Below are 22058 nucleotides of genomic sequence, written 5' to 3'. Positions count from 1 at the left end.
GTAGATATCATGTCAACCGCTCTCTTCTTCTTTACGACGGATTGGCGTGACGATGGCGACGGCAGCGATCCAACGGTCGACGATGACCGGTTTCATCGCAGTAGCCGTTGCTGCACGTCGCCCTGTGATTGCGCGCATCGCGAGGCCCTATTTCCCCCGAATGTGCCGGAACAGAAACGTGTAAGTTCTGCCGTACAGAGCAGCACGATCGGCCAAATCGATAACATTCGCATCGACATCCATCAGATCATGCCGTGATCCGATTGCCTGGTGAGTGAGCCTTCCTTTTGCGGGACGCGCGGCAGAGAAGGCTCGCAATTTCGCGCCGGGCGCTTATAAAGGAGGCGCTACAGTCGCAAATTGATGGTATTGGCGCACTGCGCACCTTTTTCCTTCTTTCCCTGCCGCCGCGGCACTGGGCGCCCGATTGTCGGCGCGCCCCGGCCTTATCAGAAGGAAATAGTCTTGGCTCAGATCGGTACCGTAAAATTCTTCAACATGGACAAGGGCTTCGGCTTCATCGCGCCCGATAACGGCGGGCCGGATGCGTTTGTCCATATCTCCGCGGTCGAGCGCGCTGGCTTCGCGACGCTGCAGCAGAACCAGCGCGTCAGTTACGAGCTGGAGAACGACAAGCGCGGACGTACCAGCGCCGTCTCCCTGGAGGCGGCGGAATAACGGCCGATTGCATGACATTACGGGCCGGCGGATGTGTCGCCGGCCCAAGCTTGAGGGAAATCTTCGATGGCGGATGATGTATCGACCTATCGCGCGCGCGCCACGAACGAGCGGGCAAATGCTGCTGCGTCCTCGCTGGCGAACGTTCGCGACCGCTGCGAGCGATCCGCGGTCGCATGGGATCTGATGGCCGATCGCGCCGAGCGTGTGACCACGCAGCGGCTTGAACGCGAAGCGATCACCGCGCAGCGCGTCAACGGCTCGTCGAGCTAGAACGGGGTGCGATCAGTCGACGCTCGGTAGATCGCGAAGCATCTCGAGCGTCGAATCGCGGCGGGGTTCCGGCGATCGTCGCGGGGATGGTTCAGTGTCGCATCATGTCGTCGATCTTGCCGACCAGCGCATCGATCGAGAACGGCTTGGTGAGCAATGCCATGCCGTGTTCGAGGTGGCCGTTGCCGACGGCGGCATTCTCGGCATAGCCGGTGATGAACAGCACCTTCAGTCCGGGCTGGAGCTCGCGCGCCGCATCGGCGACCTGACGGCCGTTCATGCCACCGGGCAGGCCGACGTCGGTGATGAGCAGATCGATGTGGCCGCCCGACTGGAGCACCTTCAGTCCAGCGACACCGTCTGCCGCGTTGATGATGGTGTACCCCGCCTCGTCGAGCACTTCGGCGATCAGGTGGCGGATCGTCGCCTCGTCATCGATGACGAGTACGGTGCCGCTGCCGCCGCCCATCGTCGCGACGCCGTGCTGCGCCGTCTCCTCGATCGGCGTACCGAGGTGGCGGGGAAGGTAGACACACACGGTGGTGCCCATGCCGGGTTCGGAATAGATGCGCGCTTGCCCGCCTGATTGACGCGCGAAACCGTAAATCATCGACAGGCCGAGCCCGGTGCCCTGGCCCAGCGGCTTGGTGGTGAAGAACGGCTCGAACGCACGACGCGCCGTCTCGACATCCATGCCCATTCCCGTGTCCGTGACGCAGATCGAGAGATATTGTCCGGGGGCAAGTTCGCGCGCGTGGGCGGTTCGTTCGTCGAGCCAGCGGTTCGCCGTTTCGATCGTGATGCGCCCGCCGTCGGGCATCGCGTCGCGCGCGTTGATGCACAGGTTCAAGATCGCATTCTCGAGCTGCCCTGCATCGACGTTGGCGGTCCATAGCCCGCCGGCGCCGACCACCTCGAGCGCGTTGGCCGGGCCGATCGAACGACGGATGAGATCCTCCATGCCGGCGATCAGGCGGTTGATGTCCGCCGGCCGGGGATCGAGCGTCTGGCGGCGCGAGAAGGCCAGCAGGCGCTGCGTCAGCGCCGCGGCGCGGCGACCGGCACCCTGCGCGGCGAGGACGAAGCGATCGAGATCCTCCAGCCGCCCGCCGGCGATACGATGCTGCAGCAGTTCCAGATTACCCATGATCCCGGTCAGGAGGTTGTTGAAATCGTGCGCCAGCCCGCCGGTCAGCTGCCCCACCGCCTGCATCTTTTGCGCTTGCCGCAGCGCTTCCTCGACGGCGTGCTGCTCGGTCAGGTCACGGCCGATGATGTAGAACAGGTTCGATCCGGCTTCGGGAACCGCCGTCCACATGATCGTTCGCGTGGTGCCGTCCTTCGCCAGCACGCGATCGACGAAGCCCGTCACCAGCTCGCCGGCGGAAAGCCTCGCGACCACGTCCGCGATTGCGGCGTGATCCTCTGCGGCGACGATATCGATAAAGGGCCGGGTCAACAGTTCCTCTTCGCTCCAGCCAAGCAAACACTCCCATGCCGGATTGACCTGGATGAGGAAGCCGTCGAGCCGCGCTGTCGCCATCAAATCGTTGGTCAGCTGCCACACCCGGTCGCGCTCAACCGTCCGTTGCTCGACACGCTGCTCAAGGAGCCGATTGGCCGCCCGTAGCTCTTCCTGGCTGCGTGCAAGGGCCGCATCGGCAAGAACGCGGCCCGTCGTCTCGTTGGTGAAGATGAACAGGCCGGCGACCGCGCCGCGCGAATCAAGAATACGCGAATAGGAAAAGGTGAACCAGGTGTCCGCCGCACCGCGATCGGTAGCGAGTTTCCACGGAAGATCGGTGAAGCGCTGGCTATGCCCGGCGAACGCGTCGTCGATGATCGGCTTCGCCTGCGCCCAGGCATCGGCCCAAACAGCCTCGAACGGCGATCCCATCGCCCAGGACAGCCGTGGGCCGAGCAGCGGAAAATAGGTCTCGTTGAAGAAAAAGGTCAGCTGCTGATGGCCCCACGCGAGAATCATCGATTCCGGCGAATTGAGCACGGTGCTGAGATTGGACTTCAGGGTATCGGGCCAATTTTCGGGCGGGCCGAGCGAATGGCTGGACCAGTCGCGCGCAAGGATGAGGCGGGTCGCCTCGCCACCGCCCGCGAGGAACCGAAGCCCCTCGGGCAGGGTGGCGGGATCGCGGTAGAGGTCGGAAATCATTGGCTGCCGGTAATTTATGCGATGAGCGCAGGGTAACGATCGGGATCGCGTTCGGACCCATCGCGAACCCCGCCCAATGGTGATTGTTCGATGCGCACTGCGACGCTTTCGCATCCGATCACCTGCCCATCGGGCAGCTATAAGGATCGTCGAGCAGCCAATCATATAATCGGTGGCGGCCGTTCGTTACGTCCGACCTCGCTGAACAAACGGCAAGCTGGCGACGTTGCGAATAGCGAGTCGTTCGATACCTGAACGGCATGCGAGGAGCCACGGATGTCGTCAGTCGTCGGGGATGCAACGGTTGGGGCGGCGAATGTCGGTAGCAGGCCATGGCGCAACCGCCTCTTGGCCACTTTGACGGCGCAGGACCTGGCGTTGCTGGAACCGCATCTCGAACCGGTATCGTTTGCGGTGGGCGACGCCGTCGCGCTGGCAGGGGCTGCGATCGACGGGGTGTATTTCCTGGAGCAGGGCATCGCCGGCGTGCTCGATTCACTCGACGACGACCGGCGTTATGCCGTCGGATTGGTGGGTGCCGAAGGATTTATCGGATGGCCGATCCTGTTGGGCGACGATCGATCGCCGTATGACGTCAGGATTCGCGCGGAGGAGGGTAGGGCGCTGCGCATCTCCGCCGACGCAATGCGCGCGGCGATCGATCGTAGCCCGACGCTGCATCTTTCCCTGCTGCGGTTCGTCCACGTCTTCATGCGGCAGATGGGGCGTACGATCGTCTCGTCGCTGGCGCATTCGGTCGCCTGTCGCATGGCGCGGTGGATCCTGCTGTATCACGATCGCGTGCGTGAGGATGAAATCTGCATGACGCACGAGGAGTTCCGGCTGATGCTCGGCGTGCGGCGCAGCAGCGTTACCGATGCGCTTCACCGGCTTGAGGAAGAGCGCGCGATCCGATCGATCCGTGGAAAGGTCTTGGTTGTCGATCGCGCCGGATTGATGGCGCTCGCCGGTAATACGTACGGCCAGCCCGAACGCGACTATGCGCGATTGTTCGGCGTGGAGATGGCGAAGCAGGTAGGCCTGGTGGGGAGTTTCGAGTGACCCGCGGACGTTTTTGCGACGCGGAAGGGGACGATCAAACCGGCTGTTAGGCCTGGGCTGATCCCCCGGTGTTTCACGCACCAAGCAAGGCCGCGGACAGCGATGTGCCCGCGGCCGTTGCAAAGGCAGGTTGCGTCAGCCGCGTCTAGCGATCGAGCGGCGGCGGCGGCGGGGCTACGCCAGCACCCGGTGCCGGCGCATCGCCGGGGCGGGGCGGCGGAACCGCGCCGGGACCGCGCGGTGCATCCGGCGCTGGCGCGCAACCAGGCGGCGGCGGCGGGGGGGCGTCGGCACCCGGCGGCGGGGGCACAAGCCCGCCCGGCGGCGGCGGCGGCGGCCCGTCGTGGCCCGGCGTGCGTGGGCCGACTTCGTGTGGTCCGGGGCCGCCTGGACGGCCGGGGCGCGGCCCCGCCGGGCCGACTGCGGCGACACCGCCATCGGGATCTACCAGATAGCTCGCCCGGAGCTGTCCCTCGTCGAACCGGCCCTGGACGGTGATCGCCTGACCGGCCTTTACCGAACCCTGCGCGTCGCGGCCGGCGGCGACCATCGCGCGGCCCGATCCATCCTGAACCACGAAGCGATCGCCGTAGACTTCCGCGACCCGCCCCTTGACCGTGACGATGCCGCTTGTCGCCGCGAGCCGAGCGATCGGCGTGCGCACGGTCGGCGCCATCTCGACCGTCGGACGTGCCGCCTGCACCGCGCCGGCACCGCCTGCCGCGCCCACTATCAGCAGCAGCGCTGCCCCGATCGCGGTCTTGCCGCGGCTGCTTTTCCACTTGCCGTCTCTGATCATCGATCCGTTCCTTGCTTGTCGATGGATCCGGTGTAGGCCACCGCTGCCGCCGGCCCGCTGAACCTTGCGGTTCATTTTCGGTTTACGCTGCGAAAGGTAGCTGACCGAATGCGCATCCTGCTGGTCGAGGACGACCCCGATTTGGGCCCGACGATCGCGCGCGCGCTACGCGCCGAGCAGTGCGCGGTCGACCTGTTTGCCAACGGCATCGACGGCGCGCACGCCGGCGCGACCGAGGCGTATGACGCCGCGGTGCTCGATCTCGGGCTGCCGGGGCAGGACGGCAATTCGGTATTGCGGGAATGGCGCGCGGCGAGGCGGACGGCGCCGGTGCTCGTGCTCACCGCGCGCGAGGCGTGGTCGGACAAAGTGGCAGGCTTCAAGGCGGGGGCGGATGATTATCTGGTAAAGCCGTTCCGCATCGAGGAGCTCGTGATGCGGCTGCGCGCGCTGGTGCGCCGCGCCGCCGGCCATGCCGCGACGCGGATCGACTGCGGCCCGCTCGGCTTCGAGAGCCAGACCGGCCAGTTCGAGCTCGACGGCCTGCCGCTGCGGCTGACCGCGCTGGAATGGCGCGTCCTATCCGCGCTGATGCTGCACAAGGAAGTGGTGATCGAGCGGCTGACGCTGCTCGAACGGGTGTACGAAGGGGATGCCGACGTCGATTCGAACAGCCTGGAGGTAATCGTCGGGCGGCTGCGCAAGAAGATCGGCGCGGCGCTGATCGAGACCGTGCGCGGGCGCGGCTATCGCCTGACCGCCAGCGCGCTGCGATGAGGCTGCTGCCCCGGTCGCTGTTCGGCCGCATGTTCGCGCTGTCGCTGCTCGCGACGCTGGCGGCGCTGGCGGTAGCGGGGGTCGTGATCGGCGGCGTGCTCGAACGCTTCGTGACGGGCGGGATCGACGCGCGGCTGGGTGATCGGCTGATCGCGCTGGAAAGCGCGGTGCGCGCCGACGGAACGCTCGACCGGGCAAGACTGTCGCGATTGGTGGCGCGGCTACCGGTGGGCGAGCCGTGGCGGATCGAGACGGCGCGCGAAGTGCTGGGCGGCAACGGCGATCTGGTGCCGATCGACCGTCAGCCGCGACGTCCGCTGCCGCCCCCGAACGCGCGCCCCCCGAATGCGCCGCGACCCGACGTGTCGCCACCGAACGGGCGCCCGCCGCCGCTTGGCCCCGCCGCCTCACCATTTCCGGATGGCGGCGGTACACCGTTCGATGGCGTCCTGCGCGACGGGATGCAGGTGCATGGCCTGGTCGCCAGCATCGCGACCGCGCGGGACGAGGTGCGCATCGCCGTCGCCGTTCCCCGCGACCAGATCGATCGGCCGGTGCGCGCCGCGCTCGTGCCGCTTGCCGTGTCGCTGGCGGTGCTCGGATTGGCGCTCGGCAGCGCGGCATTGCTGCAGCTGCGGATCGGGCTGCGTCCGCTGACCGCGCTGCGCGCCGCGGTGGAGGCGATCAGGCGCGGCGAAACGACGCGCGTGGCCGACGACATGCCCGACGAACTCGCGCCCCTCGCGCACGAATTGAACGCGCTCGCTGCCGACAATGCGGCAGCGCTCGGCAACGCGCGGGCGGCGGCGGCCAATCTTGCGCACGCGCTCAAGACGCCGGTAGCGACGCTGGCCCTGCATTTCGGCGCCGATCCGATCGCACGGTCGCAGATCGATCGGATCGACGCAACGTTGCGCCATCACCTCGGCCGCGCGCGGGCCGGGGCCGTCGACCGACGTTCGGTGACCGCGATCGCGCCGGCGCTGGCGGGCATCGTGACCGCCGTCGGGACCATCCATCGGGGGCGGGTCCGGCTGGACGTCGACGCCGCAGATGGAATTTCCGCTGCCGTCGATCCACAGGATTTCGATGAGATCGCCGGCAATCTGATCGACAATGCCGCCCGCCACGCCGCCGGGGCAGTGACGATCGCGGTATCGACCGCGGGCCGGTCGCTCGTGCTCGCCGTCGCAGACGACGGCGCAGGAATAGCGCCGGCCGATCGCGACCGCGCGACGGCGCCGGGCGTTCGGCTCGACGAGCGGACCGATGGCCATGGATTCGGCCTGTCGATCGTGCGCGAGCTGGCGGAGCTTTACGGTGGCGCCCTGACGCTTGGTGTTGCCGACGGCGGCGGGCTGCTCGCGACGGTGACGCTGCCGTTGGCCCGCCCGGCGTAGTCGAACGCGCTACGATCGATCATCGTGTCGGCTGCGTCGGGCCGCGCTGGTGAGGGGGCGTCGCTATTTCCTGCTCAGTTGCTTTAGCGCGCCCAATAGGGGCGGCTGGGAATGGTGTTCCGCGAAATGTTGCCCGACCGCTATTTGCCCATCGGATCAGGCTGTCGGCGGACGAAGATAGCCGAGCATGTGCGCGGCGTAATCCGCCTTGCCGAGTTCGATCCCTTCGGCGCGCAGGATCGCATAGGCCGTTACGACGTGGAAGTAGAATTGCGGCAGCGCCCAGTCGCGCGCGTAGCCCTGTGCCGTAACGTCCAGCACCATGCCGATCGGCAGCGCGTGCTCGATACGGCTTGCCGGATCGATCGCGATGCCTTTCCGGGCGGCCGTATCGATCACGGCTAGCGTCTCCGCGATCCGCGCCTGCGCATCGGCGATCGTGCCCGGTGCCTCGGCGCCGTTGCGGCCTTCGTCCAGCAGCGCGTCGAGCGCAGGCGGAAAGTCGCGGCGTTGCAGCCGGAACACGCCTTCCTGTGCCTGACGGCAGGCGAAGCGGACCTGCGTGGCAAGCGGGAACATGTCGGCTGCGAGACGAGCGGCGAGCAACGCGTCCGCCGTGTCCGGCCGTTGCGCCCTGGCCTTGTCGAGCCACGACGACATCGTGCCGAGCATCTGGGTGTAGGTGGGCAGGAGCATATCGGGCAGCATCACGCGGTCCGTCTTTCCGCTCCCGCCACATCCGTCAAGTCGAACGCGCCCTGGCCGTGTTGCAAACGGCGATCTTGTTGTGGGAGGTGCGGGGCAATCGCCAACGGCCTCGAGACCGCTCGTTCCGGAGCGATCAGCCTCAACGCATCGCGCTCGCGGAAGCGACGAGGCGCGACGTTCGCGGCCATGCGATCCGGCAGGCTTCGTTCACCGCATCGGCAGTTGTGCCGGCGCTACCACGTCGTTCGGCGCGGCAGTTCGTTCAGTCCGACCCGAAGAGGTCGCGGGTGAAGACCTTGTCGGCGACGTCGGCGAGTTCGTCGGTGTTGCGGTTGGCGATGATGACGTCGGCTTCGCGCTTGAACGCGTCGAGGTCGCGGATGACGCGCGAGCCGAAGAACTCGTCGTCGGCCATTGCGGGCTCGAAGATCACCACCTGGATCCCCTTCGCCTTGATCCGCTTCATGATGCCCTGGATCGACGATTGGCGGAAATTGTCCGATCCTGCCTTCATCACGAGGCGGAACACGCCAACCGTGCGCGGGTGCAGCGCGATGATGCGATCGGCGAGGAAATCCTTGCGCGTGCGATTGGCGTCGACGATCGCGCGGATCAAATTCTGCGGCACCTCGGAATAATTGGCGAGCAGCTGCTTGGTGTCCTTGGGCAGGCAGTAGCCGCCGTAGCCGAAGCTGGGATTGTTGTAGTGCGTGCCGATCCGCGGATCGAGGCCGATGCCGTCGATGATCTGGCGCGAATCCATGCCGCCGGCGATCGCGTAGCTGTCGAGTTCGTTGAAGAAGGCGACGCGCATCGCGAGGTAGGTGTTGGCGAACAGCTTGATCGCCTCGGCCTCGCGCGCGTCGGTGAACAGGATCTCGACGTCCTTCTTCACCGCGCCGCCGAGCAGCAGGTCGGCAAAGACGCGCGCGCGTTCGGACCGCTCGCCGACGATGATGCGCGAGGGATGGAGGTTGTCGTGCAGCGCGCGGCCCTCGCGCAGGAACTCGGGGCTGAAGATCACCTGATCGGTGCCGAGCCGCGCGCGCACGTCGTCGACGAAGCCGACGGGGATGGTCGACTTGACGACGATCGTCGCGGTCCGGTTGTGTGCGATCGCGGTGGCGATCACCGCCTCGACCGACGAGGTGTCGAACTTGTTGGTGTCGACGTCGTAGTTGGTCGGCGTCGCAACGATGACATAGTCGGCGCCGGCGAGCGCTTCGACGGGATCGAGCGTCGCGGTGAGATTGAGCGGCTTCTCCGCGAGGAACGCCGCGAGCTCGTGATCGACGATCGGCGAGCGGCGCGCGTTGAGCATCTCGACGCGTTCGGGCGTGATGTCCACCGCGGCGACCTCGTTATGCTGCGCCAGCAGCACCGCATTCGACAGGCCGACATAGCCAAGCCCGAAAACCGCTATCTTCATCGTCCGTCGCCCGCCCTGTCCGATCGCTGCCCCGCGCGCGGCGCGATGATGCGGCGCCGGAGCTCGCTTCCCCTGTGCGAGCGCGCTAATCCGCAATGGTTAGCGGCCGGTCAATAGCAGGCTTTCGCCAGCAACACTCACTCGCCCGTGACGCCGCACTCGATCAGGGGCGCGACGCTACCTTATCGACGCGGCGGTGACGAAGGCGAGCGTCGCACCCGTTATCGCCCGACGCTTAAACCGCGATGCGGTGAAGCGTGGCAACGAGTTCCGCTTCGCGACGGCAGCCAGCCTTGGCGTACATGATCTTCAACTGACCGCGCAGCGTCTCGACCGTGACGCTACGGTGGCGTGCAATGTCGTTTCGGTTGCGACCCTCCGCGAGCAGCTGCGCGATCGCCGTCTCGGCGGGGGTGAAGGAGAAGCGATCAAGCTGCTTTTGCCGCTGATAGGCTGCGCGGCTTGCGGCATCGATCACCAGCATGAAGGCGGGCTCGAATCCGAACGACCAGTCGCGTCGCTTCAGCCGGTGGAGATCGACGCGGATGATGTCGGCTGCGCCTGCACCGACACGCAGGTTCACGCTTATCTGCGCTTGCGCCGCCGGGTCCTTCATGATTGCCCGCGCGCTGTCGAGCTGTGCAACGCTTTGCGGATCGCGCACGGTCAGCCGACGGTCCACGATCGACACGTGATCGAACGAGGCAATCGCCGCCTCGGCCGCGGGCGTGATCGCACGCACCAGGCCGGCGCCGTCAAACACGATGCACGCGGCGGACAGGCGTTCGACCGCGCCGTGGATCAGCGAGCTGCCCTGCTGCTCGAGCGCGATCTGCAATCGGGCGGCAGAACGGACGTGGCGTGCCGCGCGGCGAAAGGTCTCGCGGTGCGCATCGGTGGTGCGGCCGTCCTTGCGACTGCGCAGCAGCGCGAGCCCGAGCGCGCCGCGTGCATCGTTCTCGAGCATCGTCTGACAGCCATAGGGCATCGCCGTCTGCTCGCAGCATTCGATATAATCCGTCGGGCCGGTGGCCAGGCGGGCATGATCGTAATGGCGCTCAAAGCTGATCTGATCGTTCGTCGCTTGCTCGGCACGCAGCCGGAAGTTGGTCGCGGGATTATGCCCGTCGATACTGTCGAACAACGCCATGTCGGCGTCGCTGAGGTTCGTTACCCAGTTGAACGGCAGCCACTGGTCACTGCCGAAGGCTATGAGCTGGCACCGCTTGGACCCGGTCACCGTCGCGAGGTGACCGAGCGCCGTATCCCACGAGCCGGTCCCAAGCGCCGCATCTTCGAACATCCCCCAGTCGTCGTCGTTCATCGTCATCCCGCCCGCGCCGCCCATCCGGTCGATCGAGGCATCGCCGTCTGGAGTCGCGCCCCATCGCAACGCTGGACCCGCAGCAGCGATTCGGCCGCATCGGTAATGGTCGCGATGCGTCGCAAATCGTCGCAACGGGCTTTTTCGGCGTGGTATCGCGGCGTGGACTCTACCGATCGGAGCTCCTCTGCGTGCCGCGGCGCGTCGCGATTATCGCTTTGGCGATCGTGCCGGGCCCGCAACGTAAGACATTCGAAAAATGGCGAACCGCGCGGTGCTATCTTCCCCCGCCCCCTGTATTCGCGGCAGCCGCCGATCAACCGTCCCAATTCCGAACGCACCAATGGCTTTGGGCCGCGGCACACAATATTCGGACGGTGATCGTGGCGGGCAAAGCATTGTTTTGTTGCGTTGGTCGTCGTTAATTCGGTTAGATCGCTTTGGGGGGAAGCTGACCGAGAATGACGCAAAGTACGGATGGGCGGTTGGACGGATGGAAGTCCATCGCGCGCTACCTCGGCCGTGATCGTTCAACGGTTATCCGGTGGACAAACGACCGTGCATTACCGGTACATTCGCTGCCCGGTGGCAAGAGCCGGACGGTTTACGCGTTACAATCGGAACTCGACGCGTGGATGCGCGGAAAGGCCGAGAGCATCATCGCCGACCCGCCGACAGCGCCGCTGCCTGTATCGGAAGCGGCAGGGGATAGGCAGGCCAGCCCGCGCATCGATGCGGCAGAAGCGCCCGCGCCAATCGATCGCGATGCTACGGCGCAGGGAGGGTGGCGGCGAAGTTATCGCCGGTTCGGCGCCGCGGCGGCGGGGGTGTTATGCATCTTCATCATCGCAGCGGCCCTGCTGATCATGATGTTCGAGCGGGGCGGGTCAAAGAGCGATCCGGCGCTCCCGGCCCCGCTCGAGGCGCGACTGCTCGACGCGCGCGACGATATCGCCTCGCGCTCGGCGGTGCGGCTCGATCACGCGATCGCCGAACTGCGTCGCCTGACGGGCGAAGCGCCGCATCACGCCGGGGCCCATGCCGCGCTTGCCGAAGGTTATCTTCTCGCGCGGGAATTCGGCACGCTGCCCGATGCCCTCGCCCTGAAGCGCGCCCGCGACGAGGCCGATCTGGCATTGGCGCGGAATGCCGATTCTGCCGTGGCGCTGCGCGTCGTCGGTGTGATCCGGTACTGGAACGATCATCAACCGGATCCGGCCGGCGAGGCATTTCGCCGTGCGATCGCCGCCGATCCGCAAGACGCACTGGCGCATCATTGGTATGCCAATATCCTTGCCGACAACGGCGAATTTCCGGCGGCTTTTCGGGAATTTGCCTTGGCGCGGCAGTTGAGCCCCGGTGCCCCGCATCTACTGGCAGATTATGCCTGGGCCTTGTGGAGCGCCGGCCGCGCGGCACAGGCGGAGCAACTGCTGAACGACATCGCGCGCCGATCGCCGATGCTTGCCAGCGTCCACGACTGCCTGAGCGTTATCGCTTTCGCGCGCGGCAACCTGAAAGGTTATGCCGATCACCTGAGATTGCGCGCAGCGATCCGGCGGGCGCCCGAACTCATCAATTATGCCGCCTTGATCGATCAGGCAGGTACGAGTGACCCACGTGCCGTTCACGCGGTAATGGCGGCACGCGCAGCGGCACAGGCGGAGATGACGCCGAGCTCCGATCATTCCTGGCCGGCGTTCATTGCCAGCACGTTCGACGATCGCGGACGGCTGGAGGAATTGCTAAGGCGCGCCGGCGCGGACGGCGAGAAATGGGGCGCGGCGGGATATGTCCGCCGGATCGAGACCCGCTGGGCGGGTGATTCGACGATCACCACTCTTCTGAAGGCGCTCAAACAGCCCAAGATCGAACGCTGATTGCCGAGAATACCGGGTGTCAGCGTGAACGTCGACGAGCGCCTCGAGCCGTCGTTGCCGCGAACCTCAGTCGTGAAAGGTGACGAATGTGTCGACCGGCTCGCGCGGGGCCACGACGCCGTTGACCGGATGATCGGTGTCGGCATAGCCGAGTGCGATCCCCGCGATGATATATTCGTCCTCCGGCACGCCGAGCACGCGGCGCGTCGCCGTCCAGAACAGGTTCCACGCGCCCTGCGCGCAGGTATCGAGCCCGCGATCACGCGCGGCGAGCATGAACGTCTGCATGAACATGCCGACATCGGCATAGGACATGACGTCGAGATCCTTGTCGATCGTGAAGATCAGCCCGACCGGCGCATCGAAGAAGCTGTAGTTGCGACCCCATTGGCGCCAGCTCGCCGCCTCGTCACCGCGCGGGATGCCGATGCGGCCGTACATATCCTTGCCGAGCGCGCGCATACGCGAAAGGTACGGCTACTTGCGCTTGCCCATGCGCGGAAACTCGGCGACGCCGTCCGCCGGGCGTGTCTCGCGGTGGGCGAGCACTTCGCGTTCTAGCCGCTCGCGTGTCGCGCCCGACACGACGTGCACCTTCCACGGCTGGATGTTGGTGCCCGACGGTGCGCAGCGCGCGGTGTCGATGAGCGCTCGGATCGTCTCTTGCGACACCGGATCGGGACGAAAGGCGCGCACCGAGCGGCGCGAGCGGACGGCTTCCTCGAACTCCATGCGTGTTCCTTCCGGGATGCGACGCCAGGCGGGCAGGCGGCCGTAGCGTGACGATCAGCGGCGGGATAGCGCCTTTCTGGCCGGCGATTATGGCGCCGTCGCTGCGGGCAACGCGGCCGTCCGGCTCGACCCGCCGATTTATACTAGTGCTTTAGCATCATTTACATGCCGCGATCGCGCGATAAGCCGATCGGCATGGAGCAGGGGGGCGAGGACGCGGCGGACCGCGCACGGGATCATTCGCTCGCGGTAAACCGTTTCGATACCGACGCGTACAAACCGTCTGAACGGCACGAGGCGTGGGCCAATCGGCACTGGCCGGCGATCGGCATGCTGTTCCAATCCCGGCCGACGGCGGCGTTTTTCAATCATGCGATGACGTTTCGTCTGGGCGCGCTCGCGATCACGCGCTCGTATATGGCGGCGCAGCGCTATACCCGGCGCGCGATCGACATCCGGCGCGACGATTGCGACGGGTTGCTGATCCCGGTGACGCTGGCCGGCATGCAGAGCGGCGATACGCCCAAGCGCCCGATCGTGACCAGACGGGGCGAGATGTCGCTGATCGATCTGTCGCTTCCAGAGGCGCACGAATCGACGGCGAGCCATACCATCCTGCTGGCCGTGCCGCGCGCGCAGGCCGAACGCGCCGGGATCGATGTTCGCGCGCTGCACGGCGTTAGTGTCCCGGCGCCGGCGACGCGGATGTTTCGCCGACATCTTGTCGAGATATGTCGGCTTGCCCCACATTTGACGCGGGCACAGGCCGAGACGCTGGAGACGGCGACGATCGATCTCCTCGCCGTGGCGCTGGCGATGCATGGTACCGGCTGCGCGCTGACGCCGCGATCGATCGAGACGGCACAGAAGCTAGCCGTGCGCGATCTGATCGCACGCGACCTCGCCTCGCCCGATCTCGGCGTCGCCAAGATCATGAGCGCGATCGGCATGTCGCGTACCGCGCTCTACCGGCTGTTCGAAGAGGACGGTGGGGTACAGGCGCATATTCGCCAGCAGCGCCTCGCGCGCGTACGCGGCGAACTGGTGGCGGCCCATCCGCGCGAACGCATCGCCGATATCGCCGCACGCTGGGGTTTCGACGACCCGGCCTATCTCAGCCGCATCTTCCGGCAGCGCTACGGCATAAGCCCGAGCGATTACCGCCGGCAGGCGCGATAGTAAGCTGCGCACAGGCGTATCGCGAGCGATCACGCTTTGGTTGCCGACCGGAACTCGGCTCGCTGGTGGTCGACGGCGTCGACAATCGGGACCCACGACGTGGCCATCCTCCATCCGATGCCGCTAGGCGTATCGTTTGGACGTGGATCCAAAACGGCTGATCGTTTGTTGGTCACGCAACGATAAATATCGAGAGGGTCGAGCGTTGCATCAGTTCCCCCGTGTCGGTTCGCGACTTGCGATGCATGTAGCCGCACGGCCCATGCGACCCGCGGATGCAATCACGGCGCAGCGGCACGTCAAACCGGGCTTGGCAATCGTGGTCGGCGGATTGCTGATGGCGTGGGCAGGCATCGCCAGCGCGTTTGTGTAAAGGCGGCGGACGCACGAACAGTATGTTTGGTGCAGCCAGACTTTCTTAGGTTTGAAGCGAGGCGTTTGTGACAGACACCGACGGAATGCAAACGTGGCGGCGCGAGATCGCGACCGAACATTTGCTGTTCAAGCTGATCGAATATGTCGAGGCGCAGCACCCCGGCGCGTTGGACTTTCTTGAAGGCAGTCTCGACCATCTGGGCGATCCCGCGAGCGACGGCACCAAGGACGATGAAGCGGTTCGCGCGATCGCCCGCCGGATAATCGAGGGCGCTCGGCGGCAAGGCACCGCCTGACGGCCAGACCGCCGCGGCTTGATACGCTTGATCCGACATGTCGGTATTGGCGACTACAGATCGCTGCGTTTGCTCGCGAATACTTTCAAACTTGCTGACGCCAAGATCGAATCCGCGTATTTGCACCGGCGGTGATGCCGGCTGCATCTCGCGCAAAGTACGACCCGAGGCAGATAAGGCCCGCTCCGTACGTCGTAACCGGACAGACCCGCCCGACGCCGCTATCCTAGGTTCAGATTAGCGTTCGTTTCGTACCTGCGCGTGGGCAAGCAGGGCAAAAAGGCCGGTTCCGCCGATGATGTTGCCGAGCAGTGCGGGGAGGATAAATCCGCCCAGCGCCCAGCCTATCGTCGCATCGCCGTGCCACGCGAGGAGGAACGCTTCGGTCGCGCCGGCGATGACGTGCGCGAAGCCGCCCAGCGCGATGGCATAGGTGACCGCAAAGACGACCCAGAAGCCGCTTCCCTCCGTCGCGGAGCGGATCCAGGCGATCGAGGCGATCAGGAAGCCTGCCGGTATTCCTTGAAGCAACGTCTCTCCCGCCGACCGGTCGAGCAGCTTGAGCGAGACGTCGAGCATGCCGCGCAGAATATCGGGGGATTGGACCGCGACGAGTGCCGCTGCCGCGCTGACCGCCGCCGCACCGATTATATTAGCGCCGAGCACGATGCCCCACAGCCGCATCAGGCGCGCGAGAGCGGCCACGCCAGGCGCGCGGATCACGGGCAGCGCGGCGACCGCGGTATGTTCGGTAAACAATTGCAGCCGGCCCAGGATAACGATCAGGAAGCCGAAGGGATAGCCGAGCGCGACGACGGCATCGGTCCAGCGCGCGCGGGGCAGCATCACATGCAGTGCACCGCTGACCCAGAGCGAAGCCATGATGGCGATGCCAGCGGCAAAGGCCGACCAGAACAAGGAAGCGGCGGGGCGGGCGAGTTCGTCCGTGCCCTGTTCCGTCACGGCGGCATGGACGACGCGCGCTGGCGGCGCGCTGCGCTCCTCCGCCTCACGTTGCTCGTAGGCGGCATCCGCGTGCGTGTCGTTCATGCCTTGGGCTCCCGTGATCGACGGGAACGCACAAACGACGGGAAGTGACGCGACCTTATCGCAACCGACGCGTTTATTTCGCCGCGACAAGAGGAGACGATGATGGACCCGCTGCACCGTCCAGGGAACGAGCCCGATCCTGGCGATATGGCGCACGATCCCGCCATGCCACTGCCGAGTGACGTGCCCGGCGATCATGGCCTGCCCGACGACGAGGCGGACCGGATCGGTGATTTTGCCTGACGGGGTGGCGGTGACGGCCGCACCGTTCGACGTGTGAAACAGTCAGATCGCCCGGGCGTGGCGGATCGATATGGACGAACGGCGCAAAGTGCGAACGGGCGCGCCATAAGCGATGTAGTCTGCGTACCTCTATGAGAAGATAACGGCGCCTGACTAACTGGGCAGCGCGTCGTTTCGCACGAAGAACATGCGACGGTGGCTTTCGCCGATGCAACAATTCACCGTCTGCCTGCGTAACGTCCCGCATATGGATTGGCGTCGATCACCGGCCAGACGTGGTCCCTGATCGGCGGTGAAATATGGAGTGAACGCTTGCGCACCTTTGTCCTGATCCCCGCGGCTGCGGCGCTGTTTCTCTCGCCCGCCGCGGCTTCCGCGCAGACGACACGCTCGATATCGCAGATCGATCGGGCACAGGGCGCACAGGCCAGTCCGCAGCTCGTTGCCGAATATGGCGGGCGCTACGATGGCCCGCAGGCGGCGTTCGTCGAACGCGTCGGCAAGCGCGTCGCGCTGCAATCGGGCCTGTCGAACGCGCAGGGCGACTTCACCGTCCAGCTGCTCAACTCGCCGGTCGAGAACGCCTTCGCGATCCCCGGCGGGTATATCTATGTGACGCGGCAGCTGCTGGCGCTGATGAACAGCGAGGACGAACTGGCGTTCGTCATGGGGCACGAAGTGGGGCATGTCGCGGCGCGTCACTCGGCCGGGCGCCAGCGCACCTCGACGATCGGCGGGGTGCTCGCCGGGATCGTCGGCGCGGCGGTGGGCAATTCGGCGCTGGGACAACTGGTGGCGGGCGGTGCGCAGCGCGCCTCGCAGCTCTACGGACTGAAATACGGGCGCGACCAGGAATATCAGGCCGATGGTCTCGGCGTGCGCTATGTCGCCGGCGCGGGCTATGATCCCGCCGCGGCGCCGCTGATCCTCGGGCAGCTGGGCGCGAGCACGTCGCTGACCGCGCGCGCGTCGGGGGGCGATGCCAATGCCGTTCCAACGTGGCTGAGCACGCATCCCTCCAGCAACGATCGCGTCGCGCGGGCCCGCGCGCTTGCGCAGCAGGCGGGGCGCGGCGGGGCGGGGGCGGCGCAGGACACGGCGTTCCTGCGGATGCTCGATGGGCTGCGGTACGACGACGATCCGGCGCAGGGCGTGATCGACGGGCAGACGTTCCGCCATCCGGCGATGCGCATCAAGTTCATCGCGCCGCCGGGTTACAAAATCGCCAATTCGACGCAGGCGGTGACGGTGCAGGGGCCGCGCGGACAGGCGCAGCTGAGTGCAGCGCCCGCCGGCGCGCGCGATCCCGCCGCCGCCGTCGTCCAGCAATTCCAGAAGCTCGGCGCGCGCGTGTCGAGCGAGCAGGTCCAGCCTGTAACGATCGACGGCCGCCCCGCGTCGAGCGCTACCGTCTCCGCAACCGCCAACAACCAGCGCATCGATGCGACGGTGGTGGCGATGCCGCTGAACGGCGCGACATATCTGTGGACGATCGTGACGCCGGCAGGGAGCGGCGCTGCCGCGTTCGAGCCGCTGCTGGCGAGCTTCACGACGCTGACCACCCGCGAGGCCGAGGCGGTGCGCGGTAAGCGCATCCGCATCCACACCGTCCGCGCGGGCGACACGATCGACACGCTTGCCCGGCAGATGGCCTATGCCGATCTGCAGCGCGATCGCTTCCTGACGATCAACGGCCTTGCCCCCGACGCGCGGTTGGTGCCCGGCACGCTGGTGAAGCTGGTCGTCACAGGCTGAGCCGAACGATCGATCGGCGATGTCCCCCCTGCCGGCATTCATCGCCGGTTCGGCCCGGCCGTGCTTGGTGATCGCGAAATTGAGGAGGAATACCGATGCGCAAAGCAATTATGGCAATGGTCATGTCGATTGCCGGCGTGGCGACGGCGGGCCGCGCGCTCGCATCGAGCGATGCCGCATGGGCGCAGTTCAACACCCGCGTGACTAAAGCTTGCATCGCGGCGAGCGGCATGCGCGGCGCGCGCGTTTCATCGATCGTCGGCTTCGACGATCGCGTCGGCATGGTGGCGATGCTGGTGAACGGCCAGGGGCGTAAACCGGCAATGCTGTGCCTTTATAACAAGCGTACCCGCACCGCCTACGTCGACGAGGCTTCGGGTTGGCGCGCGCCACCGGCACGAGCGGGGCGCTGATCGGCTTTCCATTGATTGCCGCTTGCCATGCCGATGACGGCGCGTTCGTCGTGAGGCGCGATCCGAAGCAGCACATATGGCGGTGGCCTGGGCGGTAAGCTGAACGCGTGGCCATTCGGCTTCGCGGCGGCGGGTTAGAGACAACCATTCGCATGCCGTGCCTTTGGACGGATCGTGCCCGGGAGGCCCTGGGGTTGACGATCTGATCCACTACGCACCTAAATTTGGGACGCCTATCCAACGACGGCGCGTGTCGGGGGCGCTATTTGAGCGCGCAACGAGGAAACTCGTTGAATGCGACGACTGGCCACACGGGCTTCGGGGGAAGCGCGTGTGGCCTTTTTTTACGATCGGCGTGCCGGATCGCGCAGCCGCGGCGCAGGACAATTGCCGGCGCCAGGCCTGGTGCAAGCCCATGTGACCGCCTCGATACACCGGCCAACCGTCGAATGTTGCAAGCAAACCCCCGGTCGACGTGCCGGGGAGCGTGTCACGGTGTCTCGCGTCGATGCTCGCGCTGAGGGCCGGGCCGTGATCGGGGGTCTGCGGTGGCGGTGGCATTTTCTCCCCCCGGCACAAGGGGTGGGCTTCGATGCGCGCAGATTGCTTTACCGCCGATGCGATTTCGGCGAGAGGCGGGCGAGTGCAGCTGCGTATCGGGACGCTTGCGGGCGAGCGTTGAAGGAACCATGCCGCCGATGATCATGAACGGTACGCACGACAGTTACCTGGTGATCCTTTCCCTCGCGGTTGCAGCCTTTGCGTCGTTCACCGCGCTCAGTCTCGCTGGTCGGATCCGGGCATCGCAGGGGCAGTGGCGGCGGGTGTGGCTGGCCGCTGCGGCGGTCACGCTGGGCGGCGGCATCTGGTCGATGCACTTCGTGGCGATGCTTGCTTTCTCGATGCCGGGCATGACGATGAGCTACGACCCGGGGCTGACGGTCGGTTCGCTCGCTCTGGCGATCGGCTTCACCGCCGCCGGGCTGGCGACGATCGACTGGCAGCACGCGGCCTCGCGACGGACCGGCGCCGCCGGTCTGCTGATCGCCACGGGTGTCGTCGCGATGCACTATGTCGGCATGGCGGCGATGCGGATGCCCGCGACGGTGCGCTACGACCCGCGCTGGGTCACGCTCTCGGTTGCGATCGCGGTGGTCGCGGCGACCGCCGCCGTTTGGCTCGCGTCGCGCGAGCAGGGCTTGCGCGGGCGGGTACTTGCCGCCGGCGTGATGGGCGCGGCGATCGCGGGGATGCATTACGCCGGCATGTACGCCGCGACCTTCACGGCGTCGGCGCAAATCGACGCGGCGACAGGCGTCGCGAGTGTCGGCCAAGCCTATCTCGCCGTCGCGATCAGCATCGTCACGATACTGATCCTGCTGTTGTCGCTCGGCGCGGCGCGCGTGGAGCGGGCATTCCAGGGCGCTCGGCGGCGCGAGGCACGTAGCGCCCTTCGCCTCGAAGTCGCCGATATTCTGCGCGGCGACGATGCTGAGGTGGCGCTGTCGCGGGTCGCGGAGCTGCTGGGTACGCATTTCCGCGTGGCGCGCGCCGGTTTCGGGGACCTCGATCCGGAAGCCGACGTATTCGATTATCGCCTGTGCTGGACCGACGGATCGGTGCCGCGATTAACCGGGCGGTTCCCGGCCGCAGCCTTCGGCCGCCGGATCGCGCAGGCGCTGGGCAACGGCGAGACCGTTGTCATCGACGATATCTTCAGCGCCGCCTTGAGCGACGAGCAGGGTGCGCACGATACCGCGCGGCTGGGCGATACTCGCGCGATCCTGGTCGTGCCGTTCGTGCGCGACGGACGGCTGCGAACGATCGTGTACCTCAACAGCCGTCAGCCGCGCGCCTGGCGGTCGGACGAGGTGACCTTCATGGAGGAGATCGCCGACCGCATTCGTCTGGTCATCGAACGCGTGCGCGCAGAGGCGCAGCTGCGCGAGCTCAACGCCACGCTGGAGGCGCGGGTGGACGCGCGGACGCGCGAGCTGCGGCTCGCGGAACAGGCACGGCGCGAGACCGACGAGCTGTACCGCGCCTATTTCGAGAACGCCCCCGATCCGTTGTTCGTCATCGGTGTGGCGGCAGACGGCGGCTTCGTCGTCGAACAGGTGAACCCGGCGCACGAGCGGGGCGTCGGCTATCCGCTCGAGCAGATACGTGGCAAGCGAATCGACGACATCCTGCCCCGCCGAGCGGCCGAACGCGTCATCGGCACCTATCATCACGTCGTCGCGACGCGCGCGATCCATCGTTATCGCGAAGTCGTGACGCTGGGCGGTGTGCCGCAGCATTGGGATACGACGCTGGTGCCGCTGCAAGGCCCGGATGGCGCGATCGTCAAGGTAATCGGATCAAGCCGTGACATCACCGCGCAGGTTTCGGCGGAAGATGCGCTGCGCCAGTCGCAGAAGATGGAAGCGATGGGGCAGCTGACCGGCGGCGTGGCGCACGATTTCAACAATCTGCTGACGCCGATCATGGGTGTGCTCGACCGGCTGCATCGCAAGGGCATGGGTGACGAGCGTGACCGGCGCCTGATTGGCGGCGCGCTGCAATCGGCGGAGCGCGCGCGCGTTCTCGTCCAGCGGCTGTTGTCGTTCGCGCGGCGCCAGCCGTTGCAGCCGGTACCGGTCGACGTCGCGGCGCTCGTCACCGGCATCGTCGAGCTCGTCGCGAGCGCGATCGGGCCGACGGTGCGGATCGAGGTGGCGGCGCCGGACGGGCTGCCCGCCGCGCTGGCGGATGCGAACCAGCTGGAGATGGCGTTGCTCAACCTCAGCGTGAATGCGCGCGATGCGATGCCGGACGGCGGGACGCTGCGCATCGCGGTCGATCAGGTGGCGGTCACGCCGGACAGCGGCGATCGTGCTGACCCGGGTGGGCCGCCGGCGGGCCAATATGTGTGCCTCACCGTTACCGATACCGGGGTGGGGATGGACGATGAAACGCGCCTGCGCGCGATCGAACCCTTTTTCTCGACCAAGGGCGTCGGGCGCGGGACCGGGCTCGGCCTATCGATGGCGCATGGTCTGGCCGCGCAGCTGGGCGGCGCACTGACGATCGAAAGCCGGCCGAACCAGGGCACGACGATCGCCTTGTGGCTACCGCAGAGTGCGCAGGTCGCGATCGCAGCGCCGCCATTGTACGATGTCACCGCCCCCGAGCGCGGCGGCAGCGCGCTGCTGGTCGACGACGAGGATGCAGTGCGCGAATCCGCTGCGCAGATGCTGGCCGATCTGGGCTTCGCGGTGACAAGCGCCGCGTCTGCGGAGGAAGCCTGGGGGCTGATCGAACGCGGGTTCGCGCCCGACCTGCTGGTGACCGACCATGTCATGCCGGGAATGACGGGGGGCGAGCTCGCCGCGGCGGTGCGCGACCGAACCACCGCGACCAAGGTGCTCATCATTTCGGGCTATGCCGAGGAGGGGGGGATCCCGGCGACGCTTTCCCGCCTGACGAAGCCGTTCGTGCAGGCCGATCTCGCCGCCGCGCTGCGCCGATTGTAG

19 protein-coding genes and 1 pseudogene are annotated in these 22058 nt (G+C 66.6%); 12 read left to right on the top strand and 8 right to left on the bottom strand.

All coding sequences use genetic code 11. From position 1 onward, the window contains the following. Window positions 1-9 precede the first annotated feature (9 nt). The 3 genes from F1C10_RS11020 to F1C10_RS11010 all read left to right on the top strand — a co-directional run bounded on the left by F1C10_RS11020 (window position 10) and on the right by F1C10_RS11010 (window position 951). The gene (locus F1C10_RS11020; RefSeq protein WP_185206166.1) at window positions 10-258 is read left to right on the top strand and encodes a hypothetical protein; all 249 of its coding nucleotides are present in this window, start codon (window positions 10-12) and stop codon (window positions 256-258) included. Window positions 259-498: 240 nt separating this feature from the next. Next, the gene (locus tag F1C10_RS16720; protein ID WP_258043156.1) at window positions 499-678 is read left to right on the top strand and encodes a cold-shock protein; all 180 of its coding nucleotides are present in this window, start codon (window positions 499-501) and stop codon (window positions 676-678) included. Window positions 679-744: 66 nt separating this feature from the next. Continuing rightward, entirely contained in the window at window positions 745-951 is a 207-nt protein-coding gene (locus F1C10_RS11010) for a hypothetical protein (RefSeq protein ID WP_185206162.1), read from the top strand. A 91-nt stretch (window positions 952-1042) separates the two neighbouring features. Here the strand turns inward: F1C10_RS11010 and F1C10_RS11005 are convergent, their stop codons facing one another. Beyond that, complete coding sequence (locus F1C10_RS11005) at window positions 1043-3121, bottom strand: PAS domain-containing sensor histidine kinase (protein ID WP_219729738.1); 2079 nt, start codon at window positions 3119-3121, stop codon at window positions 1043-1045. Between the two features lie 348 nt (window positions 3122-3469). On the opposite strand from F1C10_RS11005, the gene F1C10_RS11000 reads away from it, so the two are divergent. Further along, the gene (locus F1C10_RS11000; protein ID WP_185206160.1) at window positions 3470-4183 is read left to right on the top strand and encodes a Crp/Fnr family transcriptional regulator; all 714 of its coding nucleotides are present in this window, start codon (window positions 3470-3472) and stop codon (window positions 4181-4183) included. 145 nt (window positions 4184-4328) lie between these two features. Here the strand turns inward: F1C10_RS11000 and F1C10_RS10995 are convergent, their stop codons facing one another. Beyond that, window positions 4329-4982 carry a hypothetical protein gene (locus F1C10_RS10995; protein WP_185206158.1) on the bottom strand — a complete coding sequence of 218 codons (654 nt, stop codon included), beginning with the start codon at window positions 4980-4982 and terminating at the stop codon, window positions 4329-4331. Window positions 4983-5090: 108 nt separating this feature from the next. On the opposite strand from F1C10_RS10995, the gene F1C10_RS10990 reads away from it, so the two are divergent. Next, window positions 5091-5759 carry a response regulator transcription factor gene (locus F1C10_RS10990; protein ID WP_185206156.1) on the top strand — a complete coding sequence of 223 codons (669 nt, stop codon included), beginning with the start codon at window positions 5091-5093 and terminating at the stop codon, window positions 5757-5759. Beyond that, the gene (locus F1C10_RS10985) at window positions 5756-7159 is read left to right on the top strand and encodes a HAMP domain-containing sensor histidine kinase (protein ID WP_185206154.1); all 1404 of its coding nucleotides are present in this window, start codon (window positions 5756-5758) and stop codon (window positions 7157-7159) included. Before F1C10_RS10990 ends, F1C10_RS10985 begins: the two co-directional genes overlap by 4 nt. Window positions 7160-7315: 156 nt before the next feature. Here F1C10_RS10985 and F1C10_RS10980 read toward each other — a convergent pair whose 3' ends face one another. From F1C10_RS10980 to F1C10_RS10970, 3 genes are all read right to left on the bottom strand, one after another. After that, entirely contained in the window at window positions 7316-7870 is a 555-nt protein-coding gene (locus F1C10_RS10980; RefSeq protein WP_185206152.1) for a DUF1993 domain-containing protein, read from the bottom strand. A 259-nt stretch (window positions 7871-8129) separates the two neighbouring features. Next, window positions 8130-9296, bottom strand: coding sequence for a nucleotide sugar dehydrogenase (locus tag F1C10_RS10975; protein ID WP_185206150.1), 1167 nt, complete (start codon window positions 9294-9296; stop codon window positions 8130-8132). 235 nt (window positions 9297-9531) lie between these two features. Continuing rightward, window positions 9532-10620 carry a helix-turn-helix transcriptional regulator gene (locus F1C10_RS10970; protein WP_185206149.1) on the bottom strand — a complete coding sequence of 363 codons (1089 nt, stop codon included), beginning with the start codon at window positions 10618-10620 and terminating at the stop codon, window positions 9532-9534. Window positions 10621-11255: 635 nt separating this feature from the next. On the opposite strand from F1C10_RS10970, the gene F1C10_RS10965 reads away from it, so the two are divergent. Beyond that, window positions 11256-12500 carry a tetratricopeptide repeat protein gene (locus tag F1C10_RS10965; protein WP_185206147.1) on the top strand — a complete coding sequence of 415 codons (1245 nt, stop codon included), beginning with the start codon at window positions 11256-11258 and terminating at the stop codon, window positions 12498-12500. A 66-nt stretch (window positions 12501-12566) separates the two neighbouring features. On the opposite strand, the pseudogene F1C10_RS16715 reads toward F1C10_RS10965, so the two are convergent. Further along, window positions 12567-13232, bottom strand: a pseudogene (locus tag F1C10_RS16715) (nitroreductase). A gap of 165 nt (window positions 13233-13397) precedes the next feature. Between F1C10_RS16715 and F1C10_RS10950 the strand changes: the two are divergent. Next, window positions 13398-14411 (top strand): helix-turn-helix domain-containing protein, encoded by a 1014-nt coding sequence (locus tag F1C10_RS10950; RefSeq protein WP_185206141.1) that lies wholly within the window; start codon window positions 13398-13400, stop codon window positions 14409-14411. Between the two features lie 299 nt (window positions 14412-14710). Here the strand turns inward: F1C10_RS10950 and F1C10_RS16575 are convergent, their stop codons facing one another. Beyond that, a complete protein-coding gene (locus tag F1C10_RS16575) occupies window positions 14711-15238 on the bottom strand; it encodes a hypothetical protein (protein WP_219729737.1) in 528 nt (175 codons plus the stop codon). Window positions 15239-15319: 81 nt separating this feature from the next. Continuing rightward, complete coding sequence (locus tag F1C10_RS10940) at window positions 15320-16132, bottom strand: formate/nitrite transporter family protein (protein WP_185206139.1); 813 nt, start codon at window positions 16130-16132, stop codon at window positions 15320-15322. 102 nt (window positions 16133-16234) lie between these two features. Between F1C10_RS10940 and F1C10_RS10935 the strand changes: the two genes are divergently transcribed. The 4 genes from F1C10_RS10935 to F1C10_RS10920 all read left to right on the top strand — a co-directional run bounded on the left by F1C10_RS10935 (window position 16235) and on the right by F1C10_RS10920 (window position 22058). Further along, window positions 16235-16375: a hypothetical protein gene (locus F1C10_RS10935; RefSeq protein ID WP_185206138.1), complete on the top strand. Its 141-nt coding sequence runs from the start codon at window positions 16235-16237 to the stop codon at window positions 16373-16375. Window positions 16376-16687: 312 nt separating this feature from the next. After that, the gene (locus F1C10_RS10930; protein ID WP_185206136.1) at window positions 16688-18130 is read left to right on the top strand and encodes a M48 family metalloprotease; all 1443 of its coding nucleotides are present in this window, start codon (window positions 16688-16690) and stop codon (window positions 18128-18130) included. Window positions 18131-18225: 95 nt separating this feature from the next. After that, the gene (locus tag F1C10_RS10925) at window positions 18226-18543 is read left to right on the top strand and encodes a hypothetical protein (protein WP_219729736.1); all 318 of its coding nucleotides are present in this window, start codon (window positions 18226-18228) and stop codon (window positions 18541-18543) included. A gap of 689 nt (window positions 18544-19232) precedes the next feature. Continuing rightward, window positions 19233-22058, top strand: a complete 2826-nt coding sequence (locus F1C10_RS10920) for an MHYT domain-containing protein (protein WP_185206134.1) — start codon at window positions 19233-19235, stop codon at window positions 22056-22058.

The sequence above is a fragment of the Sphingomonas sp. NBWT7 genome, assembly GCF_014217605.1.
Classification (GTDB): domain Bacteria; phylum Pseudomonadota; class Alphaproteobacteria; order Sphingomonadales; family Sphingomonadaceae; genus Sphingomonas.
The sequence above is the reverse complement of the archived record's forward strand: the minus strand, read 5'-3'. Positions and strand labels throughout refer to the sequence as shown.